Source organism: Mesorhizobium sp. RSR380A (genome assembly GCF_054719385.1).
Map to the genome: position 1 here is coordinate 5,235,988 of NZ_JBTTIB010000001.1, position 21,919 is coordinate 5,257,906.

General features: G+C 63.2%; 19 protein-coding genes. 10 read left to right on the plus strand and 9 right to left on the minus strand.

The genetic code is table 11. The features are described from left to right. Positions 1-213: 213 nt before the first annotated feature. Positions 214-1,635: an MFS transporter gene (locus ACYG9Z_RS25300; protein ID WP_023752019.1), complete on the minus strand. Its 1,422-nt coding sequence runs from the start codon at positions 1,633-1,635 to the stop codon at positions 214-216. Between the two features lie 242 nt (positions 1,636-1,877). Here ACYG9Z_RS25300 and ACYG9Z_RS25305 point away from each other — a divergent pair, with 242 nt between their 5' ends. The 5 genes from ACYG9Z_RS25305 (at position 1,878) to ACYG9Z_RS25325 (ending at position 5,251) form a co-directional block, all read left to right on the plus strand. After that, positions 1,878-2,123, plus strand: a complete 246-nt coding sequence (locus ACYG9Z_RS25305; RefSeq protein ID WP_023673036.1) for a type II toxin-antitoxin system Phd/YefM family antitoxin — start codon at positions 1,878-1,880, stop codon at positions 2,121-2,123. Continuing rightward, complete coding sequence (locus ACYG9Z_RS25310; RefSeq protein WP_023673035.1) at positions 2,120-2,575, plus strand: PIN domain-containing protein; 456 nt, start codon at positions 2,120-2,122, stop codon at positions 2,573-2,575. The genes ACYG9Z_RS25305 and ACYG9Z_RS25310 overlap by 4 nt, the downstream gene beginning before the upstream one ends. 142 nt (positions 2,576-2,717) lie before the next feature. Continuing rightward, a complete protein-coding gene (gene guaB, locus ACYG9Z_RS25315) occupies positions 2,718-4,220 on the plus strand; it encodes an IMP dehydrogenase (RefSeq protein ID WP_023734161.1) in 1,503 nt (500 codons plus the stop codon). A gap of 19 nt (positions 4,221-4,239) precedes the next feature. Beyond that, positions 4,240-4,809, plus strand: coding sequence for a hypothetical protein (locus ACYG9Z_RS25320; RefSeq protein ID WP_023749016.1), 570 nt, complete (start codon positions 4,240-4,242; stop codon positions 4,807-4,809). A gap of 22 nt (positions 4,810-4,831) precedes the next feature. Beyond that, positions 4,832-5,251: an MAPEG family protein gene (locus tag ACYG9Z_RS25325; RefSeq protein WP_023673032.1), complete on the plus strand. Its 420-nt coding sequence runs from the start codon at positions 4,832-4,834 to the stop codon at positions 5,249-5,251. A 63-nt stretch (positions 5,252-5,314) separates the two neighbouring features. Here the strand turns inward: ACYG9Z_RS25325 and rnd are convergent, their stop codons facing one another. From rnd to ACYG9Z_RS25340, 3 genes are all read right to left on the minus strand, one after another. Then, the gene (gene rnd, locus ACYG9Z_RS25330) at positions 5,315-6,466 is read right to left on the minus strand and encodes a ribonuclease D (RefSeq protein ID WP_023705815.1); all 1,152 of its coding nucleotides are present in this window, start codon (positions 6,464-6,466) and stop codon (positions 5,315-5,317) included. A 75-nt stretch (positions 6,467-6,541) separates the two neighbouring features. Further along, positions 6,542-7,786, minus strand: a complete 1,245-nt coding sequence (locus ACYG9Z_RS25335) for an MFS transporter (protein ID WP_023750462.1) — start codon at positions 7,784-7,786, stop codon at positions 6,542-6,544. Positions 7,787-7,891: 105 nt separating this feature from the next. Further along, positions 7,892-9,094, minus strand: a complete 1,203-nt coding sequence (locus tag ACYG9Z_RS25340; protein ID WP_023752017.1) for an MFS transporter — start codon at positions 9,092-9,094, stop codon at positions 7,892-7,894. 107 nt (positions 9,095-9,201) lie between these two features. Here ACYG9Z_RS25340 and ACYG9Z_RS25345 point away from each other — a divergent pair, with 107 nt between their 5' ends. Further along, complete coding sequence (locus ACYG9Z_RS25345) at positions 9,202-9,960, plus strand: DeoR/GlpR family DNA-binding transcription regulator (RefSeq protein ID WP_023752016.1); 759 nt, start codon at positions 9,202-9,204, stop codon at positions 9,958-9,960. On the opposite strand, the gene ACYG9Z_RS25350 is transcribed toward ACYG9Z_RS25345, so the two are convergent. Then, entirely contained in the window at positions 9,957-10,376 is a 420-nt protein-coding gene (locus ACYG9Z_RS25350) for a hypothetical protein (RefSeq protein WP_023752015.1), read from the minus strand. The two genes, ACYG9Z_RS25345 and ACYG9Z_RS25350, sit on opposite strands and share 4 nt — an antisense overlap. A gap of 225 nt (positions 10,377-10,601) precedes the next feature. On the opposite strand from ACYG9Z_RS25350, the gene aspS reads away from it, so the two are divergent. After that, positions 10,602-12,389 (plus strand): aspartate--tRNA ligase, encoded by a 1,788-nt coding sequence (aspS, locus tag ACYG9Z_RS25355; protein ID WP_023752014.1) that lies wholly within the window; start codon positions 10,602-10,604, stop codon positions 12,387-12,389. Between the two features lie 230 nt (positions 12,390-12,619). Here aspS and ACYG9Z_RS25360 read toward each other — a convergent pair whose 3' ends face one another. Next, positions 12,620-13,810, minus strand: coding sequence for a hypothetical protein (locus tag ACYG9Z_RS25360; protein WP_023734156.1), 1,191 nt, complete (start codon positions 13,808-13,810; stop codon positions 12,620-12,622). A 404-nt stretch (positions 13,811-14,214) separates the two neighbouring features. On the opposite strand from ACYG9Z_RS25360, the gene parC reads away from it, so the two are divergent. Next, positions 14,215-16,467 carry a DNA topoisomerase IV subunit A gene (gene parC / locus ACYG9Z_RS25365; RefSeq protein ID WP_023694915.1) on the plus strand — a complete coding sequence of 751 codons (2,253 nt, stop codon included), beginning with the start codon at positions 14,215-14,217 and terminating at the stop codon, positions 16,465-16,467. A gap of 235 nt (positions 16,468-16,702) precedes the next feature. Then, complete coding sequence (locus ACYG9Z_RS25370) at positions 16,703-17,917, plus strand: AI-2E family transporter (RefSeq protein ID WP_023682419.1); 1,215 nt, start codon at positions 16,703-16,705, stop codon at positions 17,915-17,917. Here ACYG9Z_RS25370 and ACYG9Z_RS25375 read toward each other — a convergent pair. The 3 genes from ACYG9Z_RS25375 to ACYG9Z_RS25385 all read right to left on the minus strand — a co-directional run bounded on the left by ACYG9Z_RS25375 (position 17,905) and on the right by ACYG9Z_RS25385 (position 20,297). Further along, positions 17,905-18,801 carry a DMT family transporter gene (locus ACYG9Z_RS25375; protein WP_023689526.1) on the minus strand — a complete coding sequence of 299 codons (897 nt, stop codon included), beginning with the start codon at positions 18,799-18,801 and terminating at the stop codon, positions 17,905-17,907. The two genes, ACYG9Z_RS25370 and ACYG9Z_RS25375, sit on opposite strands and share 13 nt — an antisense overlap. 121 nt (positions 18,802-18,922) lie before the next feature. Next, on the minus strand, positions 18,923-19,687 hold the full coding sequence (locus tag ACYG9Z_RS25380) for an arginyltransferase (RefSeq protein ID WP_023673021.1): 765 nt from the start codon (positions 19,685-19,687) through the stop codon (positions 18,923-18,925). A gap of 139 nt (positions 19,688-19,826) precedes the next feature. Further along, positions 19,827-20,297, minus strand: coding sequence for an RDD family protein (locus ACYG9Z_RS25385; protein WP_023673020.1), 471 nt, complete (start codon positions 20,295-20,297; stop codon positions 19,827-19,829). 190 nt (positions 20,298-20,487) lie between these two features. Between ACYG9Z_RS25385 and sthA the strand changes: the two genes are divergently transcribed. Continuing rightward, positions 20,488-21,876, plus strand: a complete 1,389-nt coding sequence (sthA, locus tag ACYG9Z_RS25390) for a Si-specific NAD(P)(+) transhydrogenase (RefSeq protein WP_023734155.1) — start codon at positions 20,488-20,490, stop codon at positions 21,874-21,876. Positions 21,877-21,919 lie beyond the last annotated feature (43 nt).

Here is a 21,919-nt window from a genome sequence, read left to right on the forward strand (position 1 = left end):
ACGCTTCGTAGCGTTCCGTCCCTCTGTCCTGCCGGACATCTCGCCCGCAAGGGGGGAGATTGGCAGCTGCGACCGCCTCGCCATTCCTTCAAAGTTGCAAGATTGGCGAAAGCCGCGTGATATCCGATCTCCCCCCTTGCGGGGGAGATGGCCGGCAGGCCAGAGGGGGGTGTGAAGGATCGCCGACGTCGACGATTTTCGTCGCGCCGCCCCTTACTTCCCAGCCGTGCTCACCGGCTCCAGTGTCTTCGGCGTCGTCATCCGGCCATGACCCGACACGGCGTTGCCGGCATCCGGCGCCAGCCGCATGAACGATACCGACGCCGCCGCTGACACTGCCGCCACGATGAAGAAGGCAATGTGGAAATCGCCGAGCATCAGCGGGCCGCCATGGATCGAGGTCGAGACTTCCAGGATGCCGCCGGCCAGCGCCACGCCGAGCGCGATCGACAGTTGCTGGAACACCGCCGTGATCGGCGTTGCCTTGCTGGTGTCTTCAGCCGTCACCTCGGCATAGGAGAGCGCGTTGACGCCGGTGAAGAACATCGAGCGGATGAAGCCGCCGACCAGCAATATCGCCAGCATCAGCGCGTAAGGCGTCTCCGGCGTGAACAGGCCGTATATGGCGATCGATGCCGCGGCGATCAGCGAGCCCCAGATCAGCACCCGGCGGAACCCCGCAAGCCGGAAGATCAGCGCGGTAACGAATTTCATGCCGATGGCGCCGATAGCCGAGACGAAGGTGATCATGCCCGACTGGAACGGCGTCAGCCCGAAGCCGATCTGGAACATGAGGGGCAACAGGAACGGCACCGCCCCGATGCCGATGCGAAACAGCGAGCCGCCGAGCACCGAGGAGCGGAACACCGGGTTGCGGAACAGTTCCAGCGCCAGCAGCGGGTTCTTGGCGCGCCGCGCATGCAGGAGATAGAGCACGCCGGAAATCAGCCCGACCGCCACGGTGATGAGGCCGGTCGCCGGCGGCAGATAGGGCAGGCTGACCACCGACAGGCCGAAGATGACGCCGGAGGCCGCCAGCCCGCTCAGTACGAAACCGACGAAATCGAGCGGCGGCGTCTCCATCGAGTCGGTTTGCGGCAGGAAGCGCGTCGCCAGCCAGATGCCGATCAGGCCGATCGGCACGTTGATCAGAAAGATCCAATGCCAGGTGAAATAGGTGGTGATGAAGCCGCCGATCGGTGGTCCCACAAGCGGGCCGACCAGCGCCGGCACCGTCAGCCACGACATGGCCGCGACCAGCTCGCTCTTCGGCGTCGCGCGCACCAGGACCAGCCGGCCGACCGGCGTCATCATGGCGCCGCCTATGCCTTGCAGGAAGCGCGAGACGACAAAGGCCGGCAGTGAATTGGAGATGGCGCAGCAGACCGAGCCGACGATGAAGACGCCGATCGCGGCGCGAAAAATGGTCTTGGCGCCGAACCGGTCGGCCATCCAGCCGCTGATCGGAATGAAGATGGCCAGCGACACCAGATAGGCGGTCAGCGCCAGCTTGAGCGCGATCGGGCTGGTGTGGATGTCGACGGCGATCGCCGGCAGCGATGTCGCAATGACGGTCGAATCCATGTTTTCCATGAACAAGGCGACCGCCAGAATGAGCGGAATGATGCGGTTCAACGAACGCGTCCGAATTGGCCAAAATTGCGTGCCGGCCAATCCAGGCAATGAAAAGGCGGGGCAAGCGATACGAACCGGCGGTTATCACGCCTCAGGCGCGATGTCGCATTAATTTGCTGTCACTTTTGTGCGACCGTGGGCGGACAAGAGGCGTCGCTGCGTTTCGCCACATTGAATGAACTTGCGAAAATTGACCGGGTTCACTATGCTGTAGTGAATATAACTACTATATGGACAATGCCATGGAAGAAGCCGTTTCCGCAGCCGACGCCAACCGCAAATTCTCGCTCCTCCTGCGCGGTGTCCGCGAAGGACAGAGCTATGTCGTGACCAGCCATGGGCGTCCCGTGGCGCGGATCGTGCCTGCAGGGCAGCCCGACCCTGCGGCGTCTCGTTCGCGCACAGCGCTGCTGTCGCGCCTCGAACGCCAGCCTGTTGTAGAAGCCGGGCGCTGGAGCCGCGACGAGCTTTACGAGGACGAGCGGTGAAGGTCGCGCTCGATACCAACATCCTTGTTTATGCCGAGGGGATCAACGGAGCCGAGAAGCGCGACATCGTTTTCGGCCTGCTGCACGACATTGCGCAAGAGGCAGCCGTCATTCCAGTCCAAGTGCTCGGCGAATTGTTCACCGTTCTCACACGCAAGGCCGGACGATCACGTGCACAAGCGCGCGACGCCCTGTTGAGCTGGCGCGACGCGTTTCCGGTTGTCGGCACGACGCCGGAGGTGATGACGGTCGCGGCTGATCTTGCGACCGATCACCATTTCGGCATCTGGGATGCGACCATCCTGTCTGTTGCCTCGCAAACCGGTTGCCGGCTGCTGCTGTCGGAAGATCTGCAGGACGGCTTCACCTGGGGCGGCGTAACGGTCGTCAATCCTTTCGCGTCACCGCGCCATGTCTTGCTCGATGCCCTGTTGGGCAAGTCCGCCGAATAGGCCACGACCGGCTTTTCAACCACGCCGCGACGTGTTACCAGCCAGCGCCAATCCTGAAAGGGAAGAAACGAGTCGGCGCTGTCCATTTCGGTCCAGCGCTTTTTTGTATTCTCCCAGCGCTTTTCGTATCCGAGGACTGGCCATGGCAAAAATCATCGAAACGTCCACCGGCGCGCTGGCGCTGACCTTTGACGACGTGCTGTTGCAGCCCGGTCATTCCGAGGTCATGCCCGGTGAGACCGACATCCGCACCCGCATCGCCACCGACATCGACCTCAACGTGCCGATCCTGTCGGCCGCCATGGACACCGTCACCGAGGCGCGGCTCGCCATCGCCATGGCGCAGGCCGGCGGCATCGGCGTCATCCACCGCAATTTCTCGCCGGCCGAACAGGCCGAGCAGGTTCGCCAGGTCAAGAAGTTCGAATCGGGCATGGTCATCAATCCGGTCACCATCGGCCCCGACGCCACGCTCGCCGACGCGCTGGCGCTGATGCGCACCTATTCCATCTCGGGCATTCCGGTTGTCGAGAATGGCGGCACCGGCGGCCAGAAGATCGGCCGCCTGGTTGGTATCCTGACCAACCGCGACGTGCGCTTCGCCTCCGATCCGGGGCAGAAAGTTTACGAATTGATGACCCGTGAGAACCTGATCACGGTCAAGGAGAATGTCGACCAGGACGAGGCCAAGCGGCTGCTGCACCAGCACCGCATCGAAAAGCTCGTCGTCGTGGACAAGTCCGGCAATTGCGTCGGCCTGATCACCGTCAAGGACATCGAGAAGTCGCAGCTCAACCCGCACGCCACCAAGGATGCGCAGGGGCGCCTGCGGGCGGCGGCCGCCACCAGCGTCGGCGATGACGGCTTCGAGCGCGCCGAGCGGTTGATCGATGCCGGTGTCGACCTCCTGGTCATCGACACCGCGCATGGCCATTCGCAGCGCGTGCTCGATGCGGTGACGCGGGCCAAGAAGCTTTCCAATTCCGTCCGCATCCTGGCCGGCAACGTCGCCACCGCCGAAGGCACGCAGGCGCTGATCGACGCCGGCGCCGATGCCGTCAAGGTCGGCATCGGCCCGGGCTCGATCTGCACCACGCGCATCGTCGCCGGCGTCGGCGTGCCGCAGCTTTCGGCGATCATGTCGGCGGTCGAGACGGCGCATAGATCAGGCGTGTCGGTCATCGCCGACGGCGGCATCAAATATTCGGGTGACCTGGCCAAGGCGCTTGCCGCGGGCGCCAGTGCGGCCATGATCGGTTCGCTGCTGGCCGGCACCGACGAAAGCCCGGGCGAGGTCTATCTGCATCAGGGCCGCTCCTTCAAGGCCTATCGCGGCATGGGCTCTGTCGGCGCCATGGCGCGCGGCTCGGCCGATCGCTACTTCCAGGCCGAGGTTCGCGACACGCTGAAACTGGTCCCGGAAGGCATTGAAGGGCAGGTGCCCTACAAGGGACCTGTGTCTGGCGTGCTGCACCAGCTTGCGGGAGGGCTAAAAGCCGCTATGGGTTATGTCGGTGGCCGCGACCTTGCCGATTTTCGCGAACGCGCCACCTTTGTGCGCATATCCAACGCCGGACTTCGTGAAAGCCACGCCCATGACGTCACGATTACCCGCGAAAGCCCGAACTATCCTGGCGGAGCCTGACCGGCAGCCAGAGCGGTACATGCTCTGGCGCCACCAGGCGACGATCGTGCTGCGGCTGGCGCGCCATGCCGGCGCGCTGTGCTTTGCCGCCGCGGCGGTTTTCATCATCATGACGCTGCTGGAATTCTTCTATTTCCGCCGGCTGAGCGGTGGCCTGCCGTCGCTCGACGTGCGCCTTGGCGGGTTCACGCCCGATGAGGGCATGGCCTGGCTGACGGCACTCGGCCGACGCGGCAGCGAGATCATCCTGGTCTGGCACTATTTGACTTTCGACCTTCTCTTCCCGGCGCTGCTGTCGCTGACCATGGTCAGCCTGATCCTGGCAACGGGGCGGCGGCTGAAGAATTTTCGTGCCATGCCGGTGCAGCTTCAGGCGCTGTTCGCGCTGGTCATCGTGCTGCCCTACACATGCGCCGACTACGCCCAGAACATTGCGGTGGCGCGGCTCTTGTCCGATGCGCTGTCGGCCAACCCGGATTCTCTGTCTTTCGCCTCGTCGCTGATCGTCACCAAATTCGCGCTGCTGGCGATCCCCGTCATCGTCATCGCGTTTTTGATCCTTGCCGCCCAGCGGCGTCCACAGGCATGAACGACAGAGCAGGGGCAACGCCATGAGCCAGACCGCGATTTTCTGGCCGATGCTGGCGCAGGTGTTGCTCGTCTATATCGTCTATGTCGTGATGGGCCGGCGCCGCTACGGCGCGGTCAAATCGGGCGAGGCCAAGGTCGGTCAATACAAGGTGCGCACGACCGAGCCCGGGTCGAGCGTCACGGTTGCCAACAATCTCATCAACCAGTTCGAACTGCCGGTGCTGTTCTATGTGCTGTGCCTGGCGCTGCACGCGACCAATGGCGTCAATTATCTGACCCTGGCGTTGATGTGGATTTTCGTGATTTCCCGCTATGGCCACGCCTGGGTCCACCTCACCAGCAACAATCTGCGGTTTCGCAGCCGCGCCTTCTACGTCGGCGCGATCATTCTCTTGTTGGCATGGATCTGGTTCGCGCTACACCTGCTCGGAGCGGTGTAGGGCAGTCGTTTACCCTCCCCCTTGTGGGGAGGGTCGCTCCGCGCAGCGGAGCGGGGTGGGGGTCTACAAATCGAACACCGCGATCTTGCGCTTGTCGAACTTGATGCCGATTTCGCCGCGCACCAGCTTCAGTGCGGCTTCGCCGAACACGGCGCGTCGCCAGCCCTGCAGGGCCGGCACGTCGGCATCCTCGCCCTCGGCGGCGATGCGGTCGATGTCGTCGCTGGACGCCAGCACTTTCGAGGCGACGCCTTCCTTCTCGGCGACGATCCGCAACAGCACTTTCAACAGCTCGGAGGCGGCATTGGAGCCCTCGGGCGGCTGAAAGCTCTTGGGCAGCTTCGGCATTTCTTCGCGGGGCAAAGCGAGCGCCGTGTTGACCGCGCCGAGCAGCGCCGTTGCCGTCGATGACCGTTCCCAGCCTTTCGGCGTGGTGCGCAGCTTGCCAAGGGCTGCCGCATCGCGCGGCGCCTGCTGGGCGACCTCGTATATGGCGTCGTCCTTGAGCACCCGGCCGCGCGGCACGTCACGCTCGCGCGCCTCGCGTTCGCGCCATGCCGCCACCGTCTGCACGATCGCCAGCTCCTGCGGCTTGCGCAGCCGCATCTTCAGCCGCTTCCAGGCGTCTTCGGGGTGCGGATCGTAGGTCTCGCGCGAAGTCAGCACCTCCATTTCCTCGTTTAGCCAATGGGCGCGGTTTTCCCGCTCCAGTTCGGCGCTGAGATGCTTGTAGACGTCGATCAGATGGGTGACGTCGGCCAAGGCATAGTCGAGCTGCTTGTCCGACAGCGGCCGGTGGCGCCAGTCGGTGAAACGCGAGGATTTGTCGAGCCGTGCGCCGGTGATGCGCTGCACCAGCTGATCGTAGGAGACGCTGTCGCCGAAGCCGCAGACCATGGCCGCGACCTGGGTGTCGAACACCGGATGCGGCACCAGATCGCCGAGATGGACGATGATTTCAATGTCCTGGCGCGCGGCATGGAAAACCTTGACCACCGCTTCATTGGCCATCAGCCGGAAGAATGGGGCGAGGTTGATGTCGGGCGCCAGCGGGTCGACCAGCGCGGTGACGCCTGGCGCCGCCATCTGGATCAGGCACAGAATCGGCCAGAATGTCGTTTCGCGGATGAATTCGGTGTCGACGGTGACGAAATCCGACTTTTCAAAAGCGGCGAGAACGGACTCGAGCTCATTTTGGGTGGTGATGACGTGCATCAAATCGCTTTTTAGTAACGGGTAAGGTTCTCTTTCAATTTCAGCCATGGGCGCTTTCGTCAAGCCGCCCTTCGGTCAAGTATCAGCCGATCCGTCGGAATCGCCATTCCTGCGCGCCAGCCGCGCGAAGACGGTTGATGTGCGCAGCAGCGCCGTGAAGCGGCTGCGCTTGCCCGCCGGCACGCTGCCGCGCACCTGCATGCGGTAGAGAATGACGGCGATGAGGGTGGCGTAGACGACTGCGCTGAAGACAAACAGGGCGCCCGGTCCGAAATGTTGCATCACTGCGGACGCCGCGAAGGGGCCACCAATGGCGCCGAAGGAATAGAACAGCATCAAGGCGGCGTTGATCAGCACGAACTCGCCCTTGTCGGCGCGGTCGTTGGAATGCGCCGCCGACAGCGAATAGAGCGGCATGGCGAAGCTGCCGAAGATGAAGACGATGATCAAATTGAGGGTCGGATCGGCGCCGGCGACGAAGACCAGCGCCAGCGCCGCGAACATGGCGCCGCATGTCGTGGCCAAAAGCACCGCGCGCCGATCCCAGCGGTCGGAGAGGTAGCCCAGCGGATACTGGATGAGGGCGCCGCCGAAGATGCCGACGCTGACGAAGGTGACGACATCGGCCACCGACATGCCGATCTGTTCGGCATAGACTGGCGACAGCGTGCGGAACGCGCTGTTGGTGACGCCGACGCAGATGCAGCCGAAGCAGCCGAGCGGCGAAATCCGCCAGACGCGGGCGAGATCGAGCTTGACGTCTTCCGGCGGCGTCGGGTTGGAGCGGTCGCCGAGCGACACCGGAACCAGCGACAGCGTGATCATCATCGACATGATGGCGAAGATGGCAAAGCCGCCGGGGCCGAAGATCGGGATCAGGAACTGTGCGCCGGTCACCGAGCCGATATCGACCATGCGGTAGATGGCCAGCACGCGCGCACGATCCTTGTTTTCGACGCCGGAGTTCAGCCAGGCTTCCATGACGGTGAACAGGCCGGCAAAGCAGAAACCGCCGGCAAAGCGCACCGCGCACCACATCACCGGATCGATCACCAGCACCAGGAGCAGCGTACTGGCCGCGGCGATGGCGGCCAGTGCTGAAAACGTCCGGACATGGCCGACTGCCTTGAGGATACGGGTGACGGCCAGGCACCCCAACAGGAAGCCGGCGAAATAGAACGTGCCCATCAGGCCGATGTCGGAGGCCGAAAATCCTTCCTGCGCGCCGCGCAGCGCGATCAGCGTGCCCTGCAGCCCGTTGCCGCCAAGCAGGATGCCGGCGGCGATGAGGAGCGGGATCAGCGGGCGGATGGAGGACATACGGAACCGTTGCTTAGGTGGCTCCACAGTTCTGAACCATCGGTGTGGCCAATGCCAGTGGCTTGTCCCGCCGCCAACAGGTGTGTGGCTTTCAGGTAGGGCCGTTCAGGCTTCGTGAGCCCTCGTCAAAGCTTCATCCGCTTGTGCGGCCGGGCGGGACGCCCTTCGGCCAAGCGAGCCGGCGGTCAGCAGGCTGAGGATGATGAACGGAATGCCGATGCCGAAGGCCGAACGGATGCCCCAATGGTCGGAGACGAAGCCGAGCAATGGCGGGCCGAGCAGGAAGGCGACGAAGGAGATCTGCGACAGCGCCGCGACATTGATTGCCGCGGAGCGGTCCGTGCGTTGGGCCGCCGCCGAGATCGCCAGCGGAAAGATCGCGCTGCTGCCGATGCCAAGTAGCGCAAAGCCCAGCATCGATACGAGCGGGGCAGGCGAGAAGAAGACGAGCAGCACGCCCACCGCCATCGTCGCCAGCAGCACCCGCGCCACGACGCTCGGCGAGTGGCGGTCGACAAAGGAGTCGGCAAAGAAGCGCGTGCTCGCTTGCGAGAATGCAAACAGCGCCACGGTGAAGCCGGCGACGAAAGGGCCCGCATCGAACACGGTGCGCATGTAGATTGCCGACCAGTCGATGCTGGCGCCTTCCATCAGCATCGCCGACAGTGTCACCGCGACGAGGACGAGGATCGGCAGCGTCGGCCGCGCCAGCCTTGGCGCCGTCTCGTCATTGCCAGCGAAGCGGCTCGGCGCCGGTTCGTAACCGCCGAGAAACAGCGCGATTCCTGTCGCCACCATCGGTACGACAATCGCCAGGTGCAGTTGCGGCGAAATGCCGAGATGCGCAAGCGCGGCGCCGAACAGGCCGGCGCCGAAAAAGCCGATGCTCCAGAACGAATGCGCCCGGTTCATGATCCGGCGCTTGAGCAGGAATTCGGTTCTATCGGCCTCGACATTGAGAATGATCTCGACGCTGCCGATCATCAGGCCGACCGGAAACAGCATCAGGAACAGCGCAAGCGGCCCAGGCGCATGCACGGCAATGGCAAAGACAACCGACAAAAGCGGCACCAGCCCGAGCAGCGCGCGGCGGAAGCCGATGCGCTCCAGGATCGGCGCCGCCAGCGTCAGCGCGGTCAAGGTGCCGATCGGCGTCCCGATCAGGCTTAGCCCGAGCGTGCCGTCCCCGATGCCCATGGCGTGCTTGATGTCGGGCAGCCGCGGGAAGATTTGGCCCATGGCGAACGAATAGATCGCAAAGCCGGCGTAGACCCGGTGTTGCGGAGCGAGGCGGAGGCCAAAGGTCATGACGATGCTTTCGGGGAAGAGAGCCGGCGATTGTGGTTGATATTCTCTTATCTTGCACAAACATGCAAATCGTGCAAGAACGTGCACAAAGAAAACAGGATCATGCAATGCTGACCGATGAGCGGCATCAAATTATTCGCGATCGCCTGGCCGTCGAGGGAAGGGTGCTGGCCGGCGAGCTGGCAGGCCGCTTCGGCGTTTCGGAAGACACGGTTCGCCGCGACCTCAGGGAGTTGGCCAAGGCCGGGCAGTGCCGCCGCGTCTATGGCGGCGCGGTCGCGGCCGCACCCTTCGCCGCCACGCCGGTCGGCCTGCGCGCCGGCCATGCGGTCGAAGAAAAGACGCGGCTGGCCCGCGCGATCGTGGCATTGCTTTCGCCCGGACAGACCCTGTTCATCGACAGCGGCTCGACCAATGCCGCGATCGCCAGGGCCATTCCGCGCGACCTCGAACTGACCGTCGCCACCAATTCGCTCGAAATTGCCGCTGTCTTGTCAAACCACGCTTTGATCGAGCTGATTGTGCTGGGCGGCCGGTTCGACCGTCATCTCGGCGCCTGCGTCGGCGCCGACACGCTTGCCGCCGTCGCGCAGCTTGGGGCGGACCTGTTTGTTCTCGGCTCCTGCGGCCTCGATGCCTCACGCGGCGTGACGGCCTTCGATTCGGCGGAGGCCGAGGTAAAGCGTGCCATGGCCAAGAACAGCGCAGGCATCGTCATCGCCGTCACCAATGACAAGCTGGCCACAGCCGCACCCTACCGGGTCGCCAGGCCAGAGGCGATCCGCCATCTTGTGGTCGAAAAGACCGCGCCGGCCGCGATCCTCGCCGACTTCGAGCGTCAGGGCGCTGAAATCCATTTGGCTTAAACGGAGCTCGGCGCGCGGGCAGTCCGGGACGCAGCATGGGCGACGAACACTTCGACATCTTCCTTTGAATAGCCGAGAAGGGCTCCTTCAAGCCTCGCCAGATCATTCGATGTGAAGATGTCAAAGGCCTCTCCGCTGCGGCACATTCTGGAGATCAACAAGCTCAGTTTGCAGCGCCATTCTTCTGTCGGCAGGCAGTAGCAGCGCTCTTCCACTGAGGTTTTAGGAACAATCTGGGTGAACTTCAGGATGCGACCTTCGTCGACAAACGGTGCAAAACCTGCATCGCCAATATCATCGGCGTCCATACCCGGTTCCGCCCCGAATAGGGCCATTGGCTTGTCGCCTTGAAGCATCAGTTCCAACTCGCGGCCATTATGCGGCCCGACACCCGGCGGTACTGTGCGTTTTGGCATGAAGTATCTCCAGATCGCCTGATGACGGCACTGTCGCGAGAAACACTTCTGGCGGCAATGCGCCAAGCCTGTCAAAGACTTCAATGCTGACGATCGCATAGAGCGGCGACTCAAACCCGGCTTGCCTTGACAAATCAGGCCTCCCATGCGCTTTTCGCGCAAATTTTGGACCGGGCTTTGATGCTTCGGCCCGCAACCAGAACACCCCGGAATTTTGACATGACAATGCATCGTTACCGCAGCCACACCTGTGCCCAGTTGAGAAAGAGCGATGTCGGCTCTTCGGTTCGCCTGTCGGGCTGGGTGCATCGCGTGCGCGATCATGGCGGCCTGCTGTTCATCGATCTGCGCGACCATTACGGCCTGACCCAGATCGTCGCCGATCCGGATTCGCCCGCCTTCAAGGTGGCCGAGACGCTGCGTGGCGAATGGGTGATCCGCGTCGACGGCGAGGTCAAGGCGCGCCGGCCGGACACCACCAACGCCAACCTGCCGACCGGCGAGATCGAGATTTTTGCGCGCGAGATCGAGGTGCTGTCGGCAGCCAAGGAATTGCCGCTGCCGGTGTTCGGCGAGCCCGACTATCCCGAAGACATCCGCCTGAAGTACCGTTTCCTCGACCTGCGCCGCGAGACGCTGCACAGGAACATCGTGGCGCGCACGAAAATCATCGCCGAGATGCGCAAGCGCATGACCGATGTCGGCTTCACCGAATTCTCGACGCCGATCCTGACGGCCTCGTCGCCGGAAGGCGCGCGCGACTTCCTGGTGCCGTCGCGGATCCATCCCGGCACCTTCTACGCGCTGCCGCAGGCGCCGCAGCAGTACAAGCAGCTGATCATGGTTTCGGGCTTCGACCGCTATTTCCAGATTGCACCCTGCTTCCGCGACGAGGACCCGCGCGCCGACCGCCTGCCCGGCGAATTCTACCAGCTCGACCTCGAGATGAGCTTCGTCGAGCAGGACGACGTGCTGTCGACCATGGAACCGGTGATGCGCGGCGTCTTCGAGACTTTCGCCAACGGCAAGCCGGTGACGCAGACATTCCAGCGCATCCCGTACGATGTCGCGATGCGCAAATACGGCTCCGACAAGCCGGACCTGCGCAACCCGATCGAGATGCAGGCCGTCTCCGACCATTTCCGCGATTCCGGCTTCAAGGTCTTCGCCAACATCCTGGCCAACGATCCGAAGGCCGAAGTGTGGGGCATTCCGGCCAAGACCGGCGGCAGCCGCGCCTTCTGCGACCGCATGAACTCGTGGGCGCAGGGCGAGGGCCAGCCGGGACTGGGTTACATCTTCTGGCGCAAGGAAGGCGACAAGCTTGAAGGCGCCGGTCCATTGGCCAAGAACATCGGCGAGGAGCGCACCGAGGCGATCCGTCAGCAGCTCGGCCTTGCCGATGGCGACGCCGCCTTCTTCGTCGCCGGCGATCCGAAGAAGTTCGTCACCTTCGCCGGTGCCGCGCGTACGCGTGCCGGCGAAGAACTGAACCTTGTCGACCGCGAGCGCTTCGAATTGTGCTGGATCGTCGACTTCCCGTTCTTCGAATGGAGCGAGGAGGAGAAGAAGATCGACTTCGCCCACAACCCGTTCTCGATGCCGCAAGGCGGTATCGACGCGCTCAACGGCGACGACCTGCTCGGCATAAAGGCCTTCCAGTACGACATGGTCTGCAACGGCTTCGAGATCGCCTCTGGCGGTATCCGCAACCATTTGCCGGAAACCATGGTCAAGGCGTTCGAGACGGTTGGCCTCGACCGCGCCACGGTGGAAGAACGCTTTGGTGGCCTCTACCGCGCCTTCCAGTATGGCGCCCCGCCGCATGGCGGCATGGCGGCCGGCGTCGACCGTGTCGTCATGCTGCTGGTCGGCGCCAAGAACCTGCGCGAGATCACCATGTTCCCGATGAACCAGCAGGCCTACGATTTGTTGATGAACGCGCCTTCGGAAGCCTCGCCGCAGCAGTTGCGTGATCTGTCGCTGCGTGTCGCGGCAGTGAAGAAGGGCTGACGGCAGCGTTGCAGCTGCCCTTTCTCCCCGTCTCTATACGGGGAGAAATGTCCGGCAGGACAATGAGGGGCAGCACGCATGCAGGCGATTGGCGAACGGCCTTAGCAGTTGGCGCCTTCTGACAATCGGTTCAGCATCGAACTACAATTTGCAGGCGTTGGCGCCGCCCCTCATCTGCCTGCCGGCACCTTCTCCCCGTATAGTGACGGGGAGAAGGGAGCGAACTTCGATCAGTCTTCGTTGGCCTTGACATGGACGCCCAGCGTCTTGGTCAGGTCGGCCGGGTTGGACATGGCGCCGGCCATGATCAGCGCGAACGGCACCGCTGCCGGCGGCTCGGCCGAAATCTCGAGGCTCTTCGGATCGTCGAGGTACTTGCTCACCGCGGCCGTCACTTCGGCGGTCAGTTCGGGATTGTTGAGCTGCGCCATGCCGAACGGCACGATCGCCTTGGCCTGGTTGGCGATGTCCTTGCCCGACATGCCCTGCTGCTTGCCGACATATTCAAGCACCTTGCCGGTCAGCGAATCGTCGTCGAAGCGGATCGAGGCGCTGTTGAAGGAAAGCTGCTGCAAAAGGCCGAGCAGGGCCATGCCTTGCGCCGAATTGTCGGCGCCTTCGGGCTGCGCCGCCATCTTCTTCTGCATCTCCTGCAGCGACTTGACGAAGTCGACCGTGTAGCCGCCGAGGCCGAAGGTCATGCCGAGCGTGCCGGCATTCTCGACCGAGATGTCGTATTTCGACAGGTCCATCTTGCCGTCGCTCGGCTGCCAGGTGCCGCCGATCTCGATATTGCCCGTTATGTTCTGGTAGCCGAGGGCCTCGATGGCTTCCTTGGATTTCGCATCGTCGACCAGGGTCAGGTCGGCGTTGAACTTTTCCGTCGTGGCGGAAAACTCCATCGCCTTGCCGTCGGCCGGCGGCGTGATCTGGACAGCAAGCCCATCCACCGAGAAGGCGGTCTTGTCGGCAACCTTGACCGTCAGGTTTTCGAGTTCGGCTGACTTGTAGATCATCATCGAGCCGAGCGGGCCTGTAGCGCCCTCAGCCGGGATGTTGGCGTCGTGGATGACGAAGGGGGTGAGATTGAGCGTGACGCCGTCCTTGCTGTGCTCGAAGGCCGAAGTCGTGATGGTCGCGACATCGAAGCCGCCATTGGCTTCGGTCACGCCTTCGAGCTTGACGTCGCCGATCGGCAGCGCCTCCTTTTCGGCCGCCGGTTTGACCGACACGCCCTGCAGCACCATGCTGGAATTGTCGCCGGTAACGCCGGTCCAGGTGATATCGACGCCCTGGACGGCAAGTGCGGCCTTCAGTCGGTCGGCAACCGCCGTGTCTTGCGCAAAGGCGGCATTCAGCGGCAGCGTCAGCAAAAAGGTCGAAAAAGCAAGTTTCTTGAGTGTCGAACGTTGGATTGTCATCGCGAGTTCCCTGAGAGAGTCCTGAAAGAGTGTTTTCTCAATTCTACGCCATCACCATTCCGTGACGAACTGGACGGGAAAAAGGCGCTTTCCCGCAGAGTTGTCGAAAATCACGGCGAAAGGCAAATCGGAGCGGGAGCCTTCGCCCGATGCGGTGAATATGTCATGAAGGTCGGGCTCCCCTGCGTACCGTCTCCTGCCTTAGAGAGGGCGTGTAACAGATTGATGTTGGTTGGCAACAGCACTGCTACCGTTGCTGTTGCACAGGGACGGCAAGGGGGAACATGAAGTCCGTCACATCCATTGTCGGACCTTGAGCCGCCCTCGTAAGCCCAAAGGCTGCAAAGTGCGGATTTCCGCAGCCCCGCCTTGCCGCGAATCACCCGCTCGGCTAGTCCAGCCGTATGGGAAAAAGGATTTTGCCGCCTGAAAATGGCGGCGGTGACCACATCGAACCGGTCGATCTGAAGAAGGCGCTGGAAGAGCGCTATCTCGCCTATGCGCTCTCGACCATCATGCACCGGGCGCTGCCTGACGTGCGCGACGGGCTGAAGCCTGTGCATCGCCGCATCATGCATGCGATGCGGCTGCTCAGGCTCAACCCCGACCAGGGCTTTGCCAAATGCGCCCGCATCGTCGGCGACGTGATGGGCAAGTTCCATCCGCATGGCGACCAGTCGATCTACGACGCGCTGGTGCGCCTGGCGCAGGATTTCTCCATGCGCTATCCCCTCGTCGACGGGCAGGGCAATTTCGGCAATATCGACGGCGATAACGCCGCCGCCATGCGCTATACCGAGGCGCGCATGACCGAGGTGGCGAGCGATTTGCTTGCCGGCATCACCGAGGACGCCGTCGATTTCCGGCCAACCTACAATGAGGAGGACGAGGAGCCCGTAGTGCTTCCCGGCGCCTTCCCGAATCTGCTCGCCAACGGTTCCTCCGGCATTGCGGTCGGCATGGCCACGTCCATCCCGCCGCACAATGCCGCCGAGCTTTGCAACGCAGCGCTGCAGTTGATCGAGCAGCCGGACGCGCCGGTGACAAAGCTGATGGAGTTCGTCCAGGGGCCGGATTTCCCGACCGGCGGCATCATCGTCGACAGCCGCGCATCCATCCTGGAGGCCTATGAGACCGGCCGCGGCGGTTTTCGCGTGCGCGCCAAATGGGGCCAGGAGGATCAGGGCAGGGGCACCTGGAGCATCGTCGTCACTGAAATCCCCTACGGCATCCAGAAGGCCAGGCTGATCGAGAAGATCGCCGAGCTTTTGATCGCGCGCAAATTGCCGCTGCTCGAGGATGTCAGGGATGAAAGCGCCGAGGACGTCCGCATTGTGCTCGTACCGAAGAGCCGTTCGGTCGATCCCGGCATTCTGATGGAATCGCTGTTCAAGCTGACCGAGCTCGAAAGCCGATTTCCCCTCAACATGAACGTTTTGTCGCGGGGCAAGGTGCCTAACGTCCTGTCGCTGAAGGGCGTGCTGAAGGAGTGGCTCGACCATCGGCGCGATGTGCTGATCCGCCGCTCGAAGCATCGGCTTGGCGAGATCGAGAAGCGGCTGGAAATCCTTGCCGGCTACCTGATCGCCTACCTCAACATCGACGAGGTCATCAGGATCATCCGCGAGGAGGATGAGCCCAAGCAGGTGATGATGGCCCGTTGGTCGCTCACCGACACCCAGGCCGAAGCCATCCTCAACATGCGGCTGCGGGCCTTGCGCAAGCTGGAAGAGTTCGAGATCCGCAAGGAGTTCGACGGTCTCACCACCGAGAAGAAGCAGATCGAGGCATTGCTCGCATCCGACGCCAAGCAATGGTCGACGATCAAATGGGAAGTCACGCAGGTTCGCGACAAGTTCGGCCCCGAGACCGAACTCGGCAAGCGCCGCACCCAGTTCGCCGACGCGCCGGAGCATGATCTGACCGACATTGCCCACGCCATGATCGAGCGCGAGCCGGTCACCGTGGTGGTCTCGGAAAAGGGCTGGCTGCGGGCGATGAAAGGCCATTTGGCCGACCATTCCACGCTCACCTTCAAGGAAGGCGACAGCCTCAAGCTCGCCTTCCATGCCCAGACCACCGACAAGATCCTGGTCTTCACCACCGGCGGAAAATTCTACACCATCGGCGCCGACCGGCTGCCGGGCGGCCGCGGCCATGGCGAACCGATCCGCATCATCGTCGACATGGACAACGACCAGGACATCGTCACCGCCTTCGTCCACGACCCGAAGCGCAAGCTGTTGCTCGTCTCCTACGATGCCAATGGTTTCGTCGTGCCGGAGGAGGAGGTCGTCGCCAACACCCGAAAGGGCAAGCAGGTGATGAACGTCAAGGCGCCCGACGAGGCCAAGGCCTGCGTCCCCGTGTCAGGCGATCATCTCGCCATTGTCGGCGAGAACCGCAAGATGCTGGTGTTTGCGCTCTCCGAAATTCCCGAGATGGGCCGCGGCAAGGGCGTTCGCCTGCAGAAATACAAGGATGGCGGTCTGCTCGACCTGAAACCCTTCACGCTGGCGAGCGGCCTGTCCTGGCAGGATTCCGCCGACCGCACCTTCGTCAGGTCGCGCGAGGAGCTGGCGGAATGGATCGGCGCGAGAGCGTCGGCCGGACGGATGGTGCCGAAGGGATTCCCGCGGACGGGGAAATTTGGGTAGGGATCTCCCCCCTCGAGGGGGAGATGTCGCCGAAGGCGACAGAGGGGGTCGGTACGTCCTGACACGACACCCTTTCGCTGGCAGAGAAGGCTGGCGCTTCATGCGCGGCGACCCCCTCTGGCCTGCCGGCCATCTCCCCCTCAAGGGGGGAGATCCCAAGGCATTTGGACTATCGTCACGATTGCGGCACTATAACAGTGCATAAACGCTGTGTAGGCTGGGGAGAATTGACCGTTTGAAGGAAGCGAAGATCCAGAAGCCGGAACGTCAGCAGCGCCTGTTCGGCCTGTCGACACCGTTGCGATCCGCCGTCATTCCGCCGCTGTCGGCTGCGCGCTGGCTGTTGGTGCTGATCGTCGCCGCCGGCGTCTATTTCTTCCACGGGTTCCTGTTTCCCGTGCTGGCAGCCCTTGTCATTGCTTTTGCCAGCTGGCCGCTCTACCGCCGGCTGCTTGCCGGTGTCGGCGGTAACCGCACCGTCGCCGCGACGCTCGCCATCCTGTTCATCCTCGCCTTCCTGGTGGTGCCGATAGCGCTCGCCGGCACCTACGCCATCAACGAGGTCCGCGAATGGGTGGGCTGGGCGATCGAGACCAACAGGCACGGCGCGGTCACACCGCACTGGATCACCTCGCTGCCTGTCGTCGGCGAGTGGCTGAACGAACAGTGGATCGACAATTTCGGCCATCCCGGTGGCATCGGCGAGCTGATCCAGCTGGTCAGCGGCGCCAATATCGGCAGCATCTATCGCGGCGTGCTGGCTGCCGGCGGCAGCGCCTTCGGCCTGTTGCTGACGCTGCTGTTCATGATGATCGCGCTGTTCTTCGCCTACCGCGACGGCGAACACTTTGCCAGCCAGATCGACCGGCTCGGCGAACGCATCCTGCCGACGCGCTGGGAGCGGATTTCGCGCGTCGTGCCGGCGACCATTTCCTCGACCGTTACCGGCATGACCGTGATCGCCATCGGCGAGGGGCTGGTGCTCGGCATCGCCTACTGGCTGGCCGGGGTGCCGTCGCCGGTGACGCTGGGCGCATTGACCGGCGTGATGGCGCTGATCCCCGGCGGCGCGCCGCTGTCGTTTACGCTTGTGTCGATCTACCTCGCCGCCAGCGGCTCGCCGATGGCGGGCCTGGCGCTGTTCATCTGGGGCGCGGTGGAGCTGTTTATCGTCGACAAGACCTTGCGCCCGAAGCTGGTCGGCGGACCGATCAAATTGCCCTTCCTGCCCACCTTTTTCGGCCTGATCGGCGGCGTCAAGACGATGGGCTTTCTCGGCCTGTTCATCGGCCCCGTGCTGATGGCGCTGCTGGTGGCGATATGGCGCGAATGGCTGCGCGAGGTGGAACTGGCCGAAGACACCGTTCCCGACGCGGCGGCCGAGCTCGAAGGCGGGCCGCCGCAGATCGAGATTGTCGCCGGCCCGGCGAAGAAAAGTCAGGCTGGGTAAGCGACGGCGAGCGCTGCCCGGCGCTTGCGCCCTTCATGCAACTGCCACAGGGAATGGGCAACCAGCGTGACGATCAGGATCACGCCGCCGATCAAGCTGTTGCGCGACGGCGTCTCGGCAAAGATCATCCATATCCAGACCGGCGCCAAAACCGTTTCCAGGAGATAGAACATCGCCACTTCCGGGCCTGAAATGTATTTCGGCCCGTTGGCTAGGCAGAAGAAGGCGAACGGCATGATGACGGCGCCGTTGAAAACGATCCACCATGGCGCTTCCACCTGGAAACCGGTCCTGGAGACCATGAGCGCCGCCAGCCCGAACGGCAGCAGGACGCCGGTCAGCGCGGTGAATCCCATATCCCTGCCGCTGGCGCGTGAAACGGTGATGGCGCAGGCAATCGCCAAGGCCGAACACAGCGCCATCACATCGCCGAACAGATTTCCCGTGCCGACGGAATCGCCGACGATGATCGCGATGCCGACGATCATCAGCGCCATTGCCGCAAGCGTCAGCGGCTGTGGTCGCTCCTTCAGGAACAGCCACGACAGCAGCGCCGAGAACATGGTGGAGAAGGCCAGGATGAAAACCAGATTGGCGGTCGAGGTGTTGTAGACGGCAGTGATGAAGGCGATTGCGCCGAGCCCGTAGAGGGTGGCGACGACGAGCCCCGACCAGCCGGGTATCAGCTGCGGAGCATTCTTGCTGAACGAGCGCCAGATGGCCCATACGATCAGCCCTGCCACGAAGGTGCAGCCGGTGCGCAGCAAAAGGATCGTCCAGGCTTCGCCATGGGCGAGCCGGATCAGGGGAATGTCGATGGTCAGCGCCAGCCCGCCAAGCGCGGTGAGCAGAAGTCCTTTGGTGTGGGCATTGTGAGAGGACATGCAACGGCTTTCGCAATGATTTGAGCAGATGCCGGTCGGCGCAATCGCCCCGCCAACGGGCGGAAAGACCAGCATCGTCTCGGCTGAAAATGTTTAGATCAGGATTTGGTAAGAAGAAAAATCAGCTCGTGACCGCTTCGTGGTCGTAGCGTTCCCAGCCCTTTGGGCCGAGATGCTCCTGCGGCATGAAGCGCATTTTATAGTTCATCTTGCGCGAGCCGTTGACCCAGTAGCCGAGATAGACATGGGGCAAGCCCATGGCCCGGGCGCGGGCGATATGGTCGAGGATCATGAAGGTGCCGAGCGAACGGTCCTCGAACTCGGGATTGAAGTAGGAATAGACCATCGACAGGCCATCGGCCATCTTGTCGGTCAGCGCCACGGCGATCAGCTCGCCCTGGCCCTTGCCGGTGATGAATGTGTCGGGGCCGCGGCGCCGGTATTCGATCACCTTGGTGTCGACATGGGTATCCTCGACCATCATGGCGTAGTCGAGCACCGTCATGTCGGACATGCCGCCGCGGCGATGGCGAGCGTCGAGATAGCCGCGAAACAGCGAATACTGCTCGGTCGACGGCTGCGCGTCGTGCATGGCGCCGATCAGATCGGAATTGCGCTGGATCACCCGCTTCATGTTGCGGCTGGCGGTGAACTCCTGCGCCAGGATGCGCACCGAGACGCAGGCGCGGCAGGTCTCGCAGGCGGGACGGTAAGCGATGTTCTGCGAGCGCCGGAAACCGCCTTGCGTCAACAGATCGTTCATCTCCGGCGCCTTGTCGCCGACCAGATGCGTGAACACCTTGCGTTCGAACTGGCCCTCGAGATACGGGCACGGCGATGGCGCGGTCAGGAAGAACTGCGGCGACTGGGTCGGATGGTGCGTCATCGAACCTTGGGAACACTCCTGCGAATCGCTCTACCTTTGGCTTGGCTGGCGAAAAATTCAACAGGATTGTGAAGGCGGGGTTGAACGGACCCCTTCACATTTGCGCACAAATGCCTGTTGGCGTCGGTTGGACGCCGGTTCAACGGTCGCTGCGGCTGACGACCGTGCCAAGCAGCAGGTCGTGCAGTGTGCGCTTGCGATCGGAAAACAGCGTCACCAGGAGGACGAGCGGCGTCAGGATGACCGTGCTCGCCCAGAACAGCACCGAATGGACAACGGCGGTGAGGCCGTCGATACGGCTGCCGTCGAGACGATCGAGCCGAATGCCCATCATCTTCATGCCTGATGTGGCCTGGTTGCGACCGCCCAGCGTGTTCCAGATGTAGAGAATGGCGACCGCCGGCACGAGGATGGAATACAGCGCCCAGCCAAGACCGAATGTCAAAAGGCCAAGCACGGCCACCAGGATCGCGAACGGAATGGTGAGCAGCGCCACGATGCAATAGTCGATTATGAAGGCCAGGATGCGCCGCGTGCGCACACCGTCATAGGCCCTGACGTCGTCGAGCCTGCTGGTGATGATTTCGCCGTCAAGTACGCGCGCGTTCATGTCATGTCCTCGTAACAGGCGCCACGCTAGGGTGCGCCGCCACTGAAATGGTGAAGACCGCGGGCGGAATCAAGATCGGTTCGTCCATCGGTCCGGGTCGGCAGTGTGGCGCGGTTGAGCCGATTGAATTTGGTGGACGGATGGCGTTAGCTTGCTGCGGCGCAACAAGACGCCGAGGGGACGGGGTTACATGGATTACGACATGCTGGTCATCGGCAGCGGCCCTTCCGGGCGCCGCGCCGCGGTGCAATCGGCAAAGCTCGGCAAATCGGTGCTGGTGGTCGACAGGGGCCGGCGCCTCGGCGGCGTCTCGGTGCACACCGGCACCATCCCGTCGAAGACGCTGCGCGAGACGGTGCTGAACCTGTCCGGCTGGCGCGAGCGGGGCTTTTACGGCCGCGGCTACCGGGTCAAGCAGGACATCTCCATCGCCGACCTGGTCGAGCGGCTGCACAAGACGCTCGACCACGAGGTCGAGGTGCTGCAGCACCAGTTTATGCGCAACGCCGTCAAAAGCGTCCGCGCCATGGCGAAATTCGTCGGCCCAAACAAGGTCAGCCTGACGGCAGACAATGGCGACTACTCGGAGGTTGGTTTCACCAATGCGCTGATCGCGGTCGGCACCAGGCCGCACCGGCCGCGCGACTTGCCTTTCGACAAGATCCGCGTCTTCGACAGCGATGAGATGCTGGAACTCGACCATCTGCCGCGCACGCTGACGGTGATCGGCGCCGGCGTCATCGGCGTTGAATATGCGACGATCTTTTCGGCGCTCGACGTACCGGTGACGCTGGTGGAGCCGCGCAACACCATCCTCGATTTCGTCGACCGCGAGATCGTCGACGACTTCATCCACCAGATGCGCGACCGCGGCATGACCATTCGCCTCGGCAGTACGGTCAAGGAAATCGTCTCAAAACCCGACTATGCCGAAGTGACGCTCGCCGATGGCCGCACCATCCGCTCCGAGATCGTGCTTTACGCCGCCGGCCGCAGCGGCAATCTCGGCAGCCTCGGCCTCGACGTGGTCGGCATCGAGGCCGATTCCCGGGGCCGCATCAAGGTCGATCCGCAGACCTTCCAGACCAGTGCGCCCAACATCTATGCCACCGGCGACGTCATCGGTTTCCCCAGCCTTGCCTCGACATCGATGGAGCAGGGCAGGGTGGCCGCCTGCCACGCCTTCGGCGTGCAACTGCCACCGCCGCCGGAAACCTTCCCCTATGGCATCTACGCCGTGCCGGAAATCTCCACCGTTGGTCAGTCGGAGGAGCAGGTGCGCGAGAGCGGCGCTGCTTATGAAGTCGGTCTGGCGCGGTTCCGCGAAACCTCGCGCGGCCACATAATGGGCGTCAACTCCGGCTTTCTGAAACTGCTGTTCTCGGTCGAAACGCGCCGCCTGCTCGGCGCCCACATCGTCGGTGAAGGCGCCACCGAACTGATCCATATCGGCCAGGCGGTGATCAACCTCGGCGGCACGGTTGATTTCTTCGTCAACAACACCTTCAACTATCCGACGCTGGCCGAAGCCTACAAGATCGCCGGGCTCGATGCCTGGAACCGGATGGGACAGGGCTAGGCGACGAGCATCTGCTCAGCCGTTCCGCCGGGCGCCGATGCGG